The sequence below is a fragment of the Alteromonas sp. AWJ4_199 genome, from assembly GCF_056159165.1.
In genome coordinates, this window is record NZ_JBSWUR010000001.1 from 3025871 (window position 1) to 3041389 (window position 15519).

The 15519-nt window shown below is 41.5% G+C and carries 16 protein-coding genes; 5 read left to right on the forward strand and 11 right to left on the reverse strand.

Annotated features, from left to right (window positions below; translation table 11 throughout):
* Nucleotides 1–191: 191 nt before the first annotated feature.
* On the reverse strand, nucleotides 192–1031 hold the full coding sequence (locus tag ACXAER_RS13260) for a DUF2884 family protein (protein WP_474829902.1): 840 nt from the start codon (nucleotides 1029–1031) through the stop codon (nucleotides 192–194).
* Between the two features lie 341 nt (nucleotides 1032–1372).
* Between ACXAER_RS13260 and ACXAER_RS13265 the strand changes: the two genes are divergently transcribed.
* On the forward strand, nucleotides 1373–1564 hold the full coding sequence (locus ACXAER_RS13265) for a hypothetical protein (RefSeq protein WP_014950735.1): 192 nt from the start codon (nucleotides 1373–1375) through the stop codon (nucleotides 1562–1564).
* 149 nt (nucleotides 1565–1713) lie between these two features.
* Here ACXAER_RS13265 and ACXAER_RS13270 read toward each other — a convergent pair whose 3' ends face one another.
* The 3 genes from ACXAER_RS13270 to ACXAER_RS13280 are packed head-to-tail and all read right to left on the reverse strand — an operon-like array spanning nucleotide 1714 to nucleotide 4853.
* A complete protein-coding gene (locus ACXAER_RS13270) occupies nucleotides 1714–3045 on the reverse strand; it encodes a mechanosensitive ion channel family protein (RefSeq protein ID WP_474829904.1) in 1332 nt (443 codons plus the stop codon).
* Nucleotides 3046–3048: 3 nt separating this feature from the next.
* A complete protein-coding gene (locus ACXAER_RS13275; protein WP_474829906.1) occupies nucleotides 3049–3942 on the reverse strand; it encodes an acyltransferase in 894 nt (297 codons plus the stop codon).
* On the reverse strand, nucleotides 3939–4853 hold the full coding sequence (locus ACXAER_RS13280; RefSeq protein ID WP_474829908.1) for an acyltransferase: 915 nt from the start codon (nucleotides 4851–4853) through the stop codon (nucleotides 3939–3941). The genes ACXAER_RS13275 and ACXAER_RS13280 overlap by 4 nt, the downstream gene beginning before the upstream one ends.
* A 113-nt stretch (nucleotides 4854–4966) precedes the next feature.
* Here ACXAER_RS13280 and fghA point away from each other — a divergent pair, with 113 nt between their 5' ends.
* Nucleotides 4967–5809, forward strand: a complete 843-nt coding sequence (fghA, locus tag ACXAER_RS13285) for an S-formylglutathione hydrolase (protein ID WP_474829910.1) — start codon at nucleotides 4967–4969, stop codon at nucleotides 5807–5809.
* 84 nt (nucleotides 5810–5893) lie between these two features.
* On the opposite strand, the gene ACXAER_RS13290 is transcribed toward fghA, so the two are convergent.
* The 5 genes from ACXAER_RS13290 to ACXAER_RS13310 form a co-directional block, all read right to left on the reverse strand.
* Nucleotides 5894–8014 carry a putative bifunctional diguanylate cyclase/phosphodiesterase gene (locus tag ACXAER_RS13290; protein WP_474829912.1) on the reverse strand — a complete coding sequence of 707 codons (2121 nt, stop codon included), beginning with the start codon at nucleotides 8012–8014 and terminating at the stop codon, nucleotides 5894–5896.
* A 9-nt stretch (nucleotides 8015–8023) separates the two neighbouring features.
* Nucleotides 8024–8509, reverse strand: a complete 486-nt coding sequence (locus ACXAER_RS13295; protein ID WP_474829914.1) for a Rab family GTPase — start codon at nucleotides 8507–8509, stop codon at nucleotides 8024–8026.
* A gap of 15 nt (nucleotides 8510–8524) precedes the next feature.
* Nucleotides 8525–10288, reverse strand: coding sequence for an OmpA family protein (locus tag ACXAER_RS13300; protein ID WP_474829916.1), 1764 nt, complete (start codon nucleotides 10286–10288; stop codon nucleotides 8525–8527).
* A 3-nt stretch (nucleotides 10289–10291) separates the two neighbouring features.
* On the reverse strand, nucleotides 10292–10843 hold the full coding sequence (locus tag ACXAER_RS13305) for a hypothetical protein (RefSeq protein ID WP_474829918.1): 552 nt from the start codon (nucleotides 10841–10843) through the stop codon (nucleotides 10292–10294).
* 884 nt (nucleotides 10844–11727) lie between these two features.
* A complete protein-coding gene (locus tag ACXAER_RS13310) occupies nucleotides 11728–12846 on the reverse strand; it encodes a hypothetical protein (RefSeq protein ID WP_474829920.1) in 1119 nt (372 codons plus the stop codon).
* A 71-nt stretch (nucleotides 12847–12917) separates the two neighbouring features.
* Here ACXAER_RS13310 and ACXAER_RS13315 point away from each other — a divergent pair, with 71 nt between their 5' ends.
* The 3 genes from ACXAER_RS13315 (at nucleotide 12918) to ACXAER_RS13325 (ending at nucleotide 14120) form a co-directional block, all read left to right on the forward strand.
* A complete protein-coding gene (locus ACXAER_RS13315; RefSeq protein ID WP_474829922.1) occupies nucleotides 12918–13055 on the forward strand; it encodes a hypothetical protein in 138 nt (45 codons plus the stop codon).
* Nucleotides 13055–13195 carry a hypothetical protein gene (locus ACXAER_RS13320; RefSeq protein ID WP_196774728.1) on the forward strand — a complete coding sequence of 47 codons (141 nt, stop codon included), beginning with the start codon at nucleotides 13055–13057 and terminating at the stop codon, nucleotides 13193–13195. The genes ACXAER_RS13315 and ACXAER_RS13320 overlap by 1 nt, the downstream gene beginning before the upstream one ends.
* A gap of 217 nt (nucleotides 13196–13412) precedes the next feature.
* On the forward strand, nucleotides 13413–14120 hold the full coding sequence (locus ACXAER_RS13325; protein ID WP_474829924.1) for a hypothetical protein: 708 nt from the start codon (nucleotides 13413–13415) through the stop codon (nucleotides 14118–14120).
* Nucleotides 14121–14240: 120 nt separating this feature from the next.
* On the opposite strand, the gene ACXAER_RS13330 is transcribed toward ACXAER_RS13325, so the two are convergent.
* Both ACXAER_RS13330 and ACXAER_RS13335 read right to left on the reverse strand, forming a co-directional pair.
* Complete coding sequence (locus ACXAER_RS13330; RefSeq protein ID WP_474829926.1) at nucleotides 14241–14786, reverse strand: hypothetical protein; 546 nt, start codon at nucleotides 14784–14786, stop codon at nucleotides 14241–14243.
* 362 nt (nucleotides 14787–15148) lie between these two features.
* Nucleotides 15149–15475: a hypothetical protein gene (locus tag ACXAER_RS13335; protein ID WP_474829928.1), complete on the reverse strand. Its 327-nt coding sequence runs from the start codon at nucleotides 15473–15475 to the stop codon at nucleotides 15149–15151.
* Between the last annotated feature and the right edge of the window lie 44 nt (nucleotides 15476–15519).

Here is a 15519-nt window from a genome sequence, read left to right on the forward strand (position 1 = left end):
AGGGCGGATGTCGTTAATACGCCTACCATTAACTGAAAAAGCAGAAATCTGAGTGAGGTGAAATATTAAAAAGTTAGATAGCGATCGATACAAAAACTAAAAACCGACTGTTTTTTCAGTCGGTTTCAAAGTAGGGGATACAGAAAGGTAAGTCGTTTGTTGTAGCGGGCTTAGTTCGCTAAATCAATCAACTACATTTTCATTTCGTCGTTGTGGCCATGGCGGTCTTGGTGATCTCTGTGATCAATATCTAGCAGGTTCAAGTCATCAAGCCCTGATATGGATGCCTGCATCTTGCCTTCGGCATAGTCGGCTTTCTTCAGTACTTTACACAAAGCATCGCCTTTTTCTTCCAGCGAAGCGGCTTGGCTTTCCAAGCGATATTCTAAATCTTCACCCCAGCGCTCCATCTTTTGTTCAAACTCAGACATATCACCACCTTCCCACAGCATTTGTGTGCCAACCGCGATAAGAATTCTGCCCATAGATTCACTGATCAAAGATTCGATTTGTGTTTCAAACTCTTGTTCCCAGCTTTCGTCAAACCAACCTGGCTCGTCAAATTTCGTAGAATCTACGCGAATATTGCCCGCGTCATCATAAAATGAGGTGTTTAGTTTGGTCTCTAGTGAGTTGAACAATTCATTGAAATCATCACCCATTTGATCGCCGCCCAACAGTTCAGTAAACACTTCAGTTACTGCTACATTGGCAATTTGTAGGCCTTCACTGGCAATAGTAAGGGTCATAGGAATAGCAATATCAATGTTGTTGTAGTATTCACTTACCCAATGCTGTTGTTCGCTATTTAGCGAAATTGACTCACCGTTGATGGTCATATTGTGTTGAGCATCAATGGTCATTACCGAACCATTGTCCATCTGAACCGTAAGGTCGCCTTGGTAATACTGAATATGGCCATCTAGCTCCATGTCGCAGCTGTTGTTCTGAAAGCTTGTGTCATGCGCGAATGCGTGTCCACTTATCAAAGCACTGGTAACGGCAACAGAAAGTAGTAGTTTGTTAGACATTGTTCATTCCTTAATTTAGGTGTGACACATCAACCTTGTTCTAAGCGCTGCGACGGGTTGTAGAGTCACTATCAAATAAACACTAGCGTTATTCGCTGGTATACCTTTAACAGAGCAATGGCCTTGCCAATATTTAAAGTTTATATTTTTCAGTAGGTTAGGTTGTAATGGTGGTTTTTTAGAGCAATTTTCAATTCACTATTTAGTGAAATTGCTAATTAATTAGTAGTTTTGACTAAGATCAATTAATACCAATAGCGATACATTTAAGCCAATCCAAGCATGGTTAAATCTTATTTATTGGTGCATAATACCGCCAATATTTTTAAGGGGTTATCACAATGGCTGATTGGATTAATGCAATTATGTTTGGTGTTGCGCTAATTGCCTTTACGCTAGGGCTAAGCAGCATCGTTATGGGCTTTATGACTGCTAAAGCAGGTGCTGAAGGTATGCAGGAAAAAATCGAGTATGGTTTTTTTGGCGTTACTGGTTTAGTACTTTGTTTACTGATGGCCTACGCACTGGCTTAAGCGATAAGTATTATGAAAAAACCGGCTATTACAGCCGGTTTTTTTTCGCCTTTAAAAAATACTGATATTACTTCTAGTGGTTGTTGTCTTTGCGGCCATGTGCGCTTTTGCCCTAAGCTTCTTTTGGCGCAATAACTTATCTTGGCGTATTAGTCATCAATACGGTGTTGCGCAGGTTCCTGTCGGGCATCTTTTCCATCAGTGCTGTTAAACACGCTATGTTCACGATGGGCTAGCAAAGATAAATGCCCGTCACGCTGATAAGCGCGTAAGTCGAACAGGTCAAGCATGGCCATAACATGGTCAAAAATATCTGCCTGCACTTTCTCGTATCTCACCCATTCTTTTTGTGCACTGAAGCAGTAAATTTCTAAAGGTAAACCAAGCTCATTAGGCGGTAGCTGCCTAACCATTAAGGTCAGTTCTTGGTTAATGTCTGGGTGTTTACGTAAGTAAGCCTCTAAATACGCCCTGAAAGTACCAATGTTAGTAAGGCGACGGTTGTTTAACAGATCCGATTCATCAATAGAATAATCTCTGTGGTAGGCACGAAGCTCGTTCTTCTTTTTCTCGACATACTCATTGATATAACGAATTTTGGAAAAGCGCTCTAGCATGTCGTTGTCGCAAAGCTTGATCGAGTGCACATCAATATAAATAGCACGCTTAATTCTACGACCACCAGACTCCTGCATGCCCCGCCAATTTTTTACCGCTTCAGTGGTAAGGCTATAGGTCGGCAACGTTGAAATAGTCTTATCCCAGTTTTGAACTTTAACGTTGGTTAGACCTATCTCGAGTATTTCACCATCTACTTCATACTTAGGCATGGCAATCCAGTCGCCTGTATTAAACATGCGGTTGGCGGCAATTTGAATACCGGCAACAAAGCCTAAAATGGTGTCTCTGAATATTAATAGCAGCACAGCTGCAATGGCGGTTAAGCCAGAAACAATAAGCAGCGGGCTTCTATCTACAATCAATGAAATACTTAACAGTATGGTGACAATAGCAAACGCTAACTTAGTAACCTGAATGAAGCCTGTTATTGGCGCGCGCCGTGAGAGCGCAGATGCATTATATACGTCCTCTACCGTGCTCAGCATGGCGTACAGGGCCAACAACCCGCTATACAGCATGTACAGTTGAGCACTTTTAATCATCATTCCGTGCATTACTGCTTCGTTATGAATAAGTACTGGGGTGGCAATATAAATAAAGAGAGCAGGGAAGAGGTGCATTAAGCGTCTGAAGAAGCCATGTTCTTGCAGCGCGTTATCCCACTTATTGTTCGACTTATATACCCAGTTGGCAATTTGGGGGCGCACTAGCAGACGCGCAACCACGTAGATTAAGATTGCTACGAATAGTATAGAGCCTAGAGCAAGCAAATTGTAAAGCGGATCTTCAGTGGTTAAATTAGGAAAAACGTCTTTAACCAAATGAATGAAATGATCGCGTACTGAAGCACTGACTTCCATTATTTACGACTCCAACAGTTTCTTAATACGGTTGTCTTTATTTTCCCACAGACCATTTAACCAGTTTTGAAAATAGAGACGAAACTCAGACTCAGTGCGTTCTGATTCCTGTTGTAACTCGGGAACGGGTGTAACATTTACGTCAATGACGATTTTTGTCATTTGACCGCTTAACATTGCCATCATTGGGTGGCGCTTGTTTTCTGGATAAAGCAACGAGATATCTAACACGTTGGTAAATAGCTCGCCCATAGCAGATAGCGTGAAGGATACGCCGCCGGCTTTTGGCGGAAGTAGATTCTCGTACGGACTTTGCTTAGACAAGTGTTTTTGTGTGGTGAAGCGAGTACCTTCAACAAAGTTAATGACAGTAGTCGGAACCGTTCTGAACTTCTCACAGTACGCTTTAGTGGTCTCTAGATCTTTGCCTTTTTTGTCTGGATGTTTTTCAAGGTACGCACGGGTGTATCTATGCATAAACGGCATATCAAGAGCCCATGCTCCAAGCCCTACAAACGGTAGCCATATCAGCTCTTTTTTAAGGAAGAACTTGGGCGCGGGAATGCGGTGTGTGGCGAACTCAATGAGCAGGATGATATCCAAATAACTAAGGTGGTTAGCGATAATCAAATACCAACTGTTCTTTGAAAGCTCACCGTGAACCGAACACTCAATATCAACCTTATTGAACAACCTAATCAATATCACGCTAATACGGCCAAAGCTAAACATAAGCGCATGCATTACTTTGTTCCATGTAGTCCGTATTTTTCCATTTGGTAACAGCAGTTTTACCAAGCCAAGTAGAATAATTAGTCCGCCCCATAGAGCGAGGTTGAGAATTTGCAGTGTGGTGTGCAAAACAAAGATAAAAGGCGCAAGTACTACACGGATCATAATGGTTTCTGAGTTGCGTTAAGTGAATTTAAAAGCTGATCTTTGGCGTGCCATTGTTCATTTAGCCATGTTTGAAAACGGGCGCGAACTTGTGGGTCGTCAAAGTAACTATCGTTGAATACGCCATTTTCCATAATGTCTTTAATAGGCATAACCTTTATATTTACGCGGATGTCGCGAACTTTACCGCTCACGAAGTCCCAAAAAGAAGGAACGCCGTTAGGGTAGTCTATGGTTACGTCAATAAGCTTATGCAAATGTTCCCCCATAGCTGATAACACAAAAGCCACTCCGCCAGCCTTGGGCTTTAGTAAGTGAGCGAACGGCGAAGCTTGTTTTTCATGCTTTGCTTGCGTAAAGCGTGTGCCCTCTACGAAGTTCATAATGCTGACGGGTTTATTGCGAAACTTCTCGCACGCTTTGCGCGTGGTTTCCATATCTTTACCCTTAAGATGTGGGTTTTTAGCCAAGAAAGATTTTGAATATCGGCGCATAAATGGAAAGTCTAGCGCCCACCAAGCAAGGCCTAGTATCGGCACATAGATCAATTCCTTTTTAAGGAAAAACTTTAGAAAAGGGATCTTTCGGTTGAATACACGTTGAAGAACTAAGATATCGACCCAAGATTGATGATTAGCAATAACGAGATACCAATCGTCTCGAGTAAGTTTTTCAAGTCCGTTTACTTGCCACTTGGTACGCCCACTAATGCGCTGATTGAGGTTATTGACACCAATCCACGCAGTGGCACATGCGTCAAGCAAATAGGAGATGAAGCGACGCCATGGGGCAAAAGGGATTAACTTAAAAATCGCGAGTATGAATATAGGCGTTGACCACAAAACTGTATTCAGGAAATAGCAGATAACCGAAATAGTGCCAACAATATGATGCAACAGGGCTTTTACCATTGTACTTACCTCAAAAATTAGGCGCTTAGTGTAAACGAACTTGATCTAAAATCCGATAGAGCCTTTACTGATTCCCCAATAAAGGTGCAAATTTATGAATTTAAGGAGCTGAAATGGAGCTTATTGGCGAAAATAAAGCATTTGGGGGACAGCATTTGCGCTATACCCACAAATCTGAAACCACACAATGCGACATGACTTTCGCAATCTTTCTTCCCCCATTTGCCTCGAAAGAGAAACCGGTTCCGGTTCTATATTGGTTGTCAGGCCTAACTTGTACCGACCAAAATTTTATGCAGAAAGCCGGTGCAATGAAACTGGCAGCGGAACTAGGCATGGCTATTGTTGCGCCTGATACATCGCCTCGTGGTGAAGGGGTGCCAGACGATGAAGAAGGGTCTTATGATTTCGGTTTAGGAGCAGGCTTTTATGTGGACGCAACACAAGCACCGTGGGATAAACACTACAATATGTATAGCTACATTGTTGATGAACTGCCGGCGCTTATCGAAAGCGAATTCCCTGTGACTAAAGAGCGGGCGATTAGCGGACATTCTATGGGCGGACACGGTGCGCTTGTTATCGGCATGCGTAACCCAAACAAATTTGTTTCAGTATCAGCATTTAGCCCTATTTCGAACCCCTCAGATTGCGCATGGGGAGAAAAAGCATTAGGCAGATACCTAGGCGAAGACAAGACAACGTGGAAGGACTACGATGCATCTTTGCTGTTAGCAAGCAAAACCCATAGCGTGCCTTTGTTGGTAGAGCAGGGCACAAAAGATGAGTTCTTGCACGAACAGCTAAAGCCTCAGTCTCTGGTACATGCTGCTCAACAATCCGATACGCAACTTACGCTGAATATGCACGAAGGTTACGACCACAGTTACTTCTTCATCGCATCGTTTATTGAAGAGCATTTAGAGTTCCATGCGGGACATATGGGCTTAATCTAAGCGTGCTCATTTAAACTCAAAAGTACATTAAAAAGCCGGAACATGTTCCGGCTTTCTGTATCATTATTGCCTAAAAGACTGTAATTACTTTAACTTTTGCGCAAGCGAGATGAATTCATCAATCGCAACGGGTCGTTGATATAAATACCCTTGACCGTAAGCGCACTGATGATTTTGTAAAAATTGCTGCTGCTGTTGAGTCTCAATGCCTTCGGCGATAATTTTGATATTTAAATTATGCGCAAGCCCGAGAATAGCCTGCACAATTGCTTGGTCATCGGTATTTTTCTCTAATTCACTTACGAAAGAGCGGTCAATCTTAAGCTCATCAATAGGCAATTTTTTCAAGTATACTAGCGAGCTAAAACCTGTACCGAAATCGTCTATCGATACAGTAATACCCATAGCCCTAAGCTCGTTAAGCAAGACAGACACAGTGTCTAAACTCTCAACAAACACGCTTTCTGTTAATTCGATAGATAAATTGGAGCCGGGAAGCTGGTGATCTTCTAATGCATTCTTAATTTGATTAAGTAACGCTAAATCTGATACTTGGCGACCGGATATATTAATAGCCAATCTAATATCTAATTTCGATGCTTTTAGCGCCTCAATAACATTACAGGCTTCATTAATAAGCCACTCACCAAAGGGGAAGATGAGTTCGCTTTTTTCTGCTAACGGAATGAATACTTCCGGTGAGATAAATTTTCCTTCAGGTGTTATCCATCTTGCTAGCGCTTCACATTTTACTATCTTCCCTGAAGAGAGGTCGACGATGGGCTGTAAGAAGAGTTTTAGCTCGCTATTTTTTATGGCACCGCGAAGCTTCGTTTCAAGCTCATTAATGGCACGATGCTGCTCGTGAAGTTCCTCGCTGTAAGCGAGGGCGATGTTCCTTCCCTGATATTTAGCGGCTTGAAGTGCAATATCTGAACATTGCAACAGCGTTTCTGATGAAAAGCTGTCCTGTGGAAAACTCGCCTCACCAATATTAACACCTAGGTTGGGCTCGTTGCCGTTAATTACGGTGTAGGGCTGAGTGAGCTTAGTTACAAGCTGTCTAGCATACTCGGTAGTGCTTACATCTTTAAAAGTATCTATTCGTTTTACGAGGGCAAACTCGTTACTGCCGATTCTTGCAGTGAATCCGCTGTTACCAACGAAGGTTTGTAGCCGTAAAGCAAATGACTTTAAAATCTCATCCCCAGATTGGTAGCTCAGCATCTCATTAATCTTTTTGAAACCGCAAATATCAATGATAAATAACTTAAAAGGGGTATCTTCCTGTACCAGCCGCCTTACCGTGCTGGTAAACGAATTGCGGTTGGCAACTTTAGTTAACGAATCCATGCCGCTGGCAGTAAGTATACTTTTTTCTTTGTTGTGTATGTGCGTGATGTCGGTAAATAGATATACCCAGTGCGTGAGCTCATCGTCTTGCAACACTGGATGAATGGTAACCTGAAGCCAGACTTTATAATCGTCAACCGGCTGCCAATATACTTCACCTTGCCATGGCGCTTTGCGCTTTACTAATGCCGGTAGAAAAGTAGATGGCGCATCGATGTCTTTTATCAGCTCGCTGATACGGATAGAACTCGGTGTGGTGCTATTACAAAGTAGAAGTCTGTGTGAAGCGTTATTATCGAGAACTAAGGCGCCTGCATTGTCTAGAATAACAACGCCCGTTTCTAGATTATGTATAGCTTGTTGTATTGGGGGGACTAGCTGTTGTAATCGGGTATTTTTGCGCAATACATTGTTCAATTTGTGCCTAATGTATTCGTGCTGCCCTACAATTTCATGGTGGCTTAACAATAGTTCACGGGCTGCTTGCAGCGTTTGTTGCTTTTCGTCAAATTGCTCTTCAACATTTTTAAGAACGAGATACCGAGAGCCTGAGCCACTATTTATAGCCAATGCTTCAAGGCGCAAAACCTGCTGATCGCATTGCTCTGTCCAAAAGCCCGAAGATAGCGTAAGCGAGGTATTACCTTTCCAAACCTCATCGGCGTCAATAAAAAAGTCATCTAAAAAGAGAGAGGAGATATACTTCTTTTGCAGTTTGTTGTTTTCGTCAAGCGAAACAACGTTAGCTAACCATGGAATTTCCGGTGTTAAACAGTCAATCTCGGTTTCAGAATTGCACTTAAACAACGCGCAGTTAGTAATGCCCAACGCATTCAGTAAATGGATATCCATGTCTTTCTCCTACCAAAATGCAATTGTATTGAATAAGTTTTCTACATTTTCACCAGTTTTCGCACTTGTTTTGGTAAGTGATGCAAACCTCTGTGCGTAATTATCCAACTCCTCCTCACTCCAATGCCAACTGGTAGGTAGATCAGTTTTATTCACCACGAAAAAGGCGGGAATGTCAGGGTAGTGCTCTCGGGCGAGCTCAAGAATTTCTATGCCCTCAAGTAAGGATTGAGAGCGAGTTTGGTCAACCACGATAATATAAGCACTGGCGCCGCGAAGGTAGCGGGGATTAAACCCACAGTATCTGTCGATACCCTCTAAGTCCCAAAGTAGAAGCTGAACACCTCGTCCTTCCTTATTGACTTGCTTTTTGTCGATTTTTACGCCAATGGTTGTCTTGTACTTTTCAGAAAAAATACCTTCAACGAATTGTTTTACTAGGCTTGTCTTGCCAACACCAGTGGGGCCTAAAATACAAACTTTTTTCTGTATCACCGCAAAGTTTCCTTACTATTGCTCACTGGATATTAAAACATTTAACATAACTGAACGCCCCATTGATGCTTTCTGCAACGGAAGCTCACCTAAACTTACAGGTATAAGGATATCACTTTCAATGCCAAGTGAAATTAATGAATTCACAACGTTCTCTGCTCTTTTTTGGCTCAAGGCGCGGTTGCGAGCGCTTGACCCTGAATTGTCACTGGCGCCCATCACAACAATACTAACAACAGTGCTTGCGTTGTCTGCAAGGGTTAATAATTGTTTTATGTCGTTTGCCAGCGCCTCTAGTTTTGCTAACTGTACTTCAGAAAGCGCTTCTTGGTTAGTAGCAAAAAGTACACTTTGTGAAGAAACCTTGTTCACTAGTCGATTTAACGCGGCTTTTTGAAGTGCTGCATCATCAACTTCATAAGCTGCTTGTACATTAAGTGTATCTGTATCAACCGCAATCGCTGAAATACCCGGGATCGCATCTATTTGCTTAGTTAGGTTGATTGCCGTGGGAGTAAACACTGTGCCCGATATCACAAAGCGATGATTATCATCTTTTTCAATTGAAATGCTTTCTGATTCGCTCAGTGGATAATCCATAACAAGACTTTCAAGTTTGCGTTCGACCACACCGGGTTTTAAAGACACAAATGGCTCTTCAATAATGGTGATCTTGTCAGCATCAATGTCACTGTCATTAAACCATTGTTCGATGTTGGTAGCTACGGGATCTCGGAGTACTTTAGCGTAAACCTTTCCATTAGAAACATATGTGTCTGTAACTATGATACCCGGCGGAGGAGTAAGCTCGTGCAAATCACTTTTTAAAATACTGAGTGACAAGCGCGTAAACGACAGTACTGCAAGTGCAGTAAAAATTACAATTAGCACTGCAGCGCCTATCATACGTTTTGACTTTTTACCTTCGCCTTCCTTTCTCTCACTGACTAAGCAATCTGCAAGAATAGTCTCACAACCCTCAAACGGGGCATTGTCGCCTTCATAATTAATTAAAGGTTGTTGGTAAAACTGATGAAATTCCTCCAAAGCCTGCTGAAGCTTACCCCGTACTTCAGGAGGAATACTTCCAGTAACTGCAGCAACCAGCAGTGCTTGCGGACCAATTTTTATCAGTAGCGTAAAATCTTCTGTTTTTATCTCACCCAGCTCGTTGTCTGATTCGGTGGCGGTGACGCCAAACGCATCTGCTACGAAGTCATTGATAGCCACTAACATCGATGAAATCAGGTCGGCATCTTTCTCTTTTTCAGGGTCTGATGAAATACTATGGAGTAGGGTGCCGGTTTCTCGATGTATGACAAGAAGTTGCTGAACTTGGTACTGATAAATTTGCGATGCAACGTATTCGGAATATTTAATTCCTGATTGCCACGCTTTAAAACGCCAGGATACACTTTTAGGGCTGAAGCTGTTTTCAATTAGCGCGTTTGTGCGCTCGACAAATTCTACAAGAAATGAAGACACTGCCTTTCTTACCAGCGTGCCGACTAATGGGTAAAGTGTGCCGACGATCTTTTCGCTATTGGCTTCTATAGAACGGTGCAGCGACTTTTCAACAAGGGGAACTAATACCTTATTTACCGAGCCATCTTTTGTTTCTCGATCAAGTAGCGCTTCGGAGACAACATTAGTCACGATGCCTTTGGCATCGCGCTGCAATTTTTCCTGAGTGAACTTGTCATCCCGTCCAATAAGCAGCTCTCTGACTTTCTCAAGAGAGTTGTCCTGCAATTCAGACGGCGGCACCTTGTCACTCATTAATTAATGGTCGGTAGCGAGGTTGGTTGCCATGGTTGAAAGTAAGTTTGCCAGTGTTTTTCTGTCAGTTTTACTTTCTGAAAGTTCGCTAGTAACCTGCTGTAGCTTTTCTAACAACTCTTGATGACGTTTGCTAAATAGGTTGTCTAGTGATTCTAGTTCTTTCACAACATGAGCTTCTAGCGCGTCGTTATCGTTTTTAGCAGCTGTTTCAGCAATCTCTAACTCGCTTTGCAGTTTGTCAGTCGTGTGCTGAAGCTGTTCTTGCACGTTACTGTTATTGTCATTAGCGCTGGCTAGCTGATTAGATAATTCCGTGATCTGGTCATCAATAAGTTTGCGTATGTCGTTAAACTGACTATCAAGGTGTGTGTTCAATTTAGCGAAGCTGTCATTTACACGCGACTCTAGAGCAGAAAGATCTGCGCGAAAAGCACGGTTCGTTTGGCCAAATAATATTTCTCTAAGTTGAGCAAGCTCATCAGCGGGTTGAGGAGCGCTTTCTGTTTTAGAAACGTCTTGCGCGTGCTGATCCTTCGGCTTCATGTCCGCCATAAAATGTCTCCGGGAGGTGCAGTACTTTTGCTTTTAATAGCGAGTATTCTGCGATCACATTTTTAATTGTGCTGATAATTACGGTTATTACCTTATACAATAGCCGCTAATTGCTCATTTTGAAATACGCTAAAAGCATAATAGTGGTAAATACCTATCTAAAAAAAGCAAATTTTTCAGAGGGTTGTTAATAATTTAATAGTGCAAGGATACTAAAAGCACTATTAAGTGAGGGTGAGGCAGCGCTTCGAATCTAAGAAAATGTTAAGGCGTTAACTAGTAGGATTTTGTAGACAGCGCTAGCTCGATATCTAAGGGGTGCGGCAACCGCAAGAATGCAATATTCGTTCATTTTTTATGTGTTCGCTTTTTGTGAACATCGGCTTTTAATGAACATGAAGGCAGCTTCAATGTAATTGAAAAAGTAATAACCCCCGACTCTTTGTTTCTTACTCTCACGCGATAGACATTGATATTTTTTCTCGTCGTCTTAGTAATGCTATATTACGCCATCTTATTTTCCGCCTAAAAATTCGGGCCCCCAAAAGGCTCTTTTTGGACCCCGATGCAGTGAAAATAAGGAATTAAAGGGATAAATACCGCATTTGGCATTTACTCTAAAAAGTTAAATATTATCTATACAAAACATGGGCTTAAATTGAATACTACTGTTCAAACTCTTGACCGAAGATTCTCTGTCGCTCCAATGCTGGATTGGGCAAGCAGCTCTTCTCTAGCCCTTTAAGTACAGGGTTTAAAGCAACGTTCCCTTAATGTAATTCCACCTATTAGTCCCCGCGTTAGTGCGAAAGTCTCGCAAACCCATGTTACTAAAACCTTCGATGAATACAACGAAATACTATTCCACTCTATAGTGTAGGCAACTAGGGGCGTAACTCTCCCGAAACAAGAAAATGATCGTAGCGGTTACGAATTTTTGATTTTAGCGAGGGGTACCTAGCAAAGTTGTTTACGATAGACTCAAAACTACACCCAGCTTTAATTAAATCCGTTTGGTAAAGTGTGAATAGGTTAGTAAGCAAAAAAGGAATAACTATTGGAAGTTGCTCTTCTGTATCAGCAAATGAATTATTTAGAATTGCTATGTCTGCTCTAAACTGATCAAGGGTAAACAATTGTCTTTTACCTATCCGCTGAAATCTTTTTTTAATAGCGTCTGTGTTTGGGTCTATTAAATCCTCTTTGCATGTAAATATTTTCGATGTATCGAGTGTTTCGTCGTGGTATTGCTTGACCAAAATATCACGATAAAATTGTGTATTAGTTATTTTATCAACTTTGTAATGCTTCTTTGCCCAATTACTCTTGACTACTTCAACCAATCTCTCGTTGCTTGAGTTAAAATATTTCCCTTTTTCCGTAAGAGACCAAGATGGAAGTAAGTGTCCCATTATAGAGTGTTCATCCGACTCATACTCCAATTCTAGAAAAAGTTCGAAACAAGCGCTCCAAAACATAATCATGTTAATTGCATATGTAACACTGAAGTTTGAATCTTTGAATACTAGGCCAGTATCATCTATATACAGCCATCGTTTAAGAAACTCTTCGGCCAATACAATATCTTTAGTAGAACGTACTAATAATACTTGCTCACGTTCCAATATGCAGTGAGCGGTAATAAAGTCCCAGAAAGTAGACAAGCGATCAGGTTTATCGCTGGCATGACTTAGCATGAAGACCGCACTCTGAACGTGGTGCCAACCTCCAATAATGTCATCGTTACTACTATTGTAGCCTGGATAGCCTGAGGGAAACTCAAAATCCAGATAAGATTGTAGTTTTTCTGGATCAAGCTTATCAGCACGAAAGTCTCTGAAAATTTGAAGGTCGTGGGTGATACTTTTATTTCGTTTCGTTTTTTGGGCAACTTTTACTAAAAAATCTGATTCTGACTTAATTGAATTAATTGCTCTTAAAGTCTTTCCCTGAAACTGGTTGAACAGTAACCCCTTATCTAGTTCTCGATTAAATAATTTCACTCAAATGTCCCTTTTTTGATGATTATATTAAAGCAGAATACACGTCGAGCAACAAATAAGGAGAAGCTCTAATGTCAAAGATCAAACCTACAGACAACTCAGCGAACATGACCAATCGCAATAAAGGTACATCTGGAACAAACAAGCAGTACGACCAAGCGATGGGCCACCGTGGAAAGCAAATTCAACAAAACAGAGGTAAAAAATAATGAGTAGAACATCGAATGACGACAGAAGCGACAGCATGAACCCAAACAACGATGCTTATTGGGATAGCTTGGACAATCATGCTGACCAATTGAATCCAAATAACGATGAATATCGGGGCGACGAGAACGAAGAGGATTAATTACAGTTCGAGGGGGGAGTACCCTCCCTCGCTGTTTAATTAGTATACATTTAAGTGTCTGTTTTATTTACATATTGTTTATTTCAAAATGGTTGAAAAATACCTTCTTCATAAGTAGCAGGAGGTATAGTCATATTATTGAGAATGGCCTTTTATTTGCATTAGTGCGCATTCGCTTTTTTGGAGCGAAAAGATAAAAATCAAGGAAGTCATAAAAATGATTAAAAAAAGCGCATTAATAGCAGCATTAAGTATAACCCCTTTCTTTAGTAACTCCGCGATTATTACGCATGGAAGTCTTTCGCTAGACACTCAAACCAACATAGTCACTGATTACTCACAAGGTCTTGAATGGCTTCAATGGGATGAGACAGTAAATATGTATCTTGCCGAAGCTCGCGATGAGTATCACTCAACTGGTTGGAGAGTTGCTCTATATGGTGAAGTAGAGTCACTTTTAAGCGGTCATTTCGGTAAATCCTTGGGAGAGGTATATCAAGATGGCGGTCACTCTTGGGCTTACGCTGAAGGAGAGGCACTATATAGTAGCTTTTCGGAATTATTTGGTGTAACAGGCACAAGTTGTTTTGAAAGTGATACTTCGTTGGACTGTGTTGGAGATTCAAATACTTGGTCTTCTGCTTGGTTTTATAAAAAAGCGCCGTCAACTAGCCTTGTGCCGTGGACGGTTACAGTCCGTTCAGCGTACCTGTTAGATAAAATTACTAATTCAAACCCACCTCGGGAATTTGGACAGTCGATTGCTTTGAACGACGAGTTCTCTCAATACTATACGCGCTCTACACAAGGAACGGCTTTAGTGCGTGCCATCTCCGAAAGAAATCAAGTTAGCGTGAGTGAGCCTTCAGCAATTTTCTTGCTACTAGGTGCTTTACCACTGATATTCCGTCGAATTAAGAAGTAGCTTAATGGATGGGTGGTGAAAAGCGGTTCACCGCCCAAATAGCAGAGGAGTTTTGTTCTCAGCTTTTGCTTTCTTTCTAAAAGCCCTGTTCCCAGTGTTCCACTCCCGTTAAGCGTCATGCTAATCTTGAGGCACATCTCCAAGAACCACTACCTCCCTTTTTTTGTAAAAGTAGTCAGCTAGATCTAACACGCTTACCAAGGGACGAGACTTGCGATTTTCTTTCTCTACTTCCATGTAGCACAGTTCTTTATAAGCTCCGCTTTTCAGCTTTGCTTCCGCCGAACCAGAGGAAATTTGAAAAAGTTGAGCAGCTTCAGCAAATGGAACAACCGCGCGATTGCCTAATTGCTGAAAGAAAAAGGTGGCTAGTTGGAGTTTCGACATTGACGCGTTAAGCGTATCCACAGACTGTTGGTGAAGACTGTTATCTTGCATGTTTTTTTGGGTACTCAGTTTGGCTGACTTGCTTGCGACTAAATCCTTAGCCACTTGCATCAACGAAATATCACAATCCAATTCCTGAGATCGTGCGAAATACTTTGCCAGATCTGTAAGAAGCTTCTTCGAAGCGGGTTTAGCTGAAAACCAGTTAGAAATATCACTTGGTTGAACATACTCTTTGTCGAATTGTTGAACCAGTAATGAAAATAAAGTGGTTACCATCGAGTACAGCCTCATTTTGTTCTGACAGTTAAAAGTGTATTTGGAAAAGCGAGAAATAAACACAACCTCATTTGCGCTTTTTTGAAAATAATCTGGGATGTGAGCGAAGACATTCTCAAAACTTACTTCTTGGTAAATGTTAGCGATTAGGCATACACAAAACGCCTTAAAATCAAAAAATTGTTTGAAAATTAAGTTTGGTGGCTATTAGTTAGGAGCTAGGATGTTGTTGTTTGAAGTTGAACTATTGAGTTTTGTCGGAATTCATCGCAGCGCTTATGAATGGAATAACGATGGGGACGAAGGCTTTGCCCTTGCCTGTTAGGTATAAATAAAGCCAGCGAAAAGCTGGCTTCAGTAGTTCAAAGTCTTTTGATGAACTTTGAAACACTACAGTTGAACAAGTAATGAAAGTGAGGCAATTGTGCACTTGTAAGTAAGTGATGTGTGACTTCTGACTCAAAACGTTTCAGAACTGAAAAGTTTGGTGTGAAATAAACGCCCGCTACTGCTCTGTACCTTTCCTCCAAAGCCATCATCAAATCCATGCTTAGCAGCAGAAACTCAGTTTGCACTGCATAATTTTTCACGTAATAGATATACGAGCCTTCGCTCTCGTATAAAGCAATGTAGTCCTCATCATCTGAGATGCAATGCTTTGGCTGTTCGACAACTGATAGATGCGTCATGTCTTATTTCCTTTCCTGATTAGTCTTATCTTTTAATTAGTCAG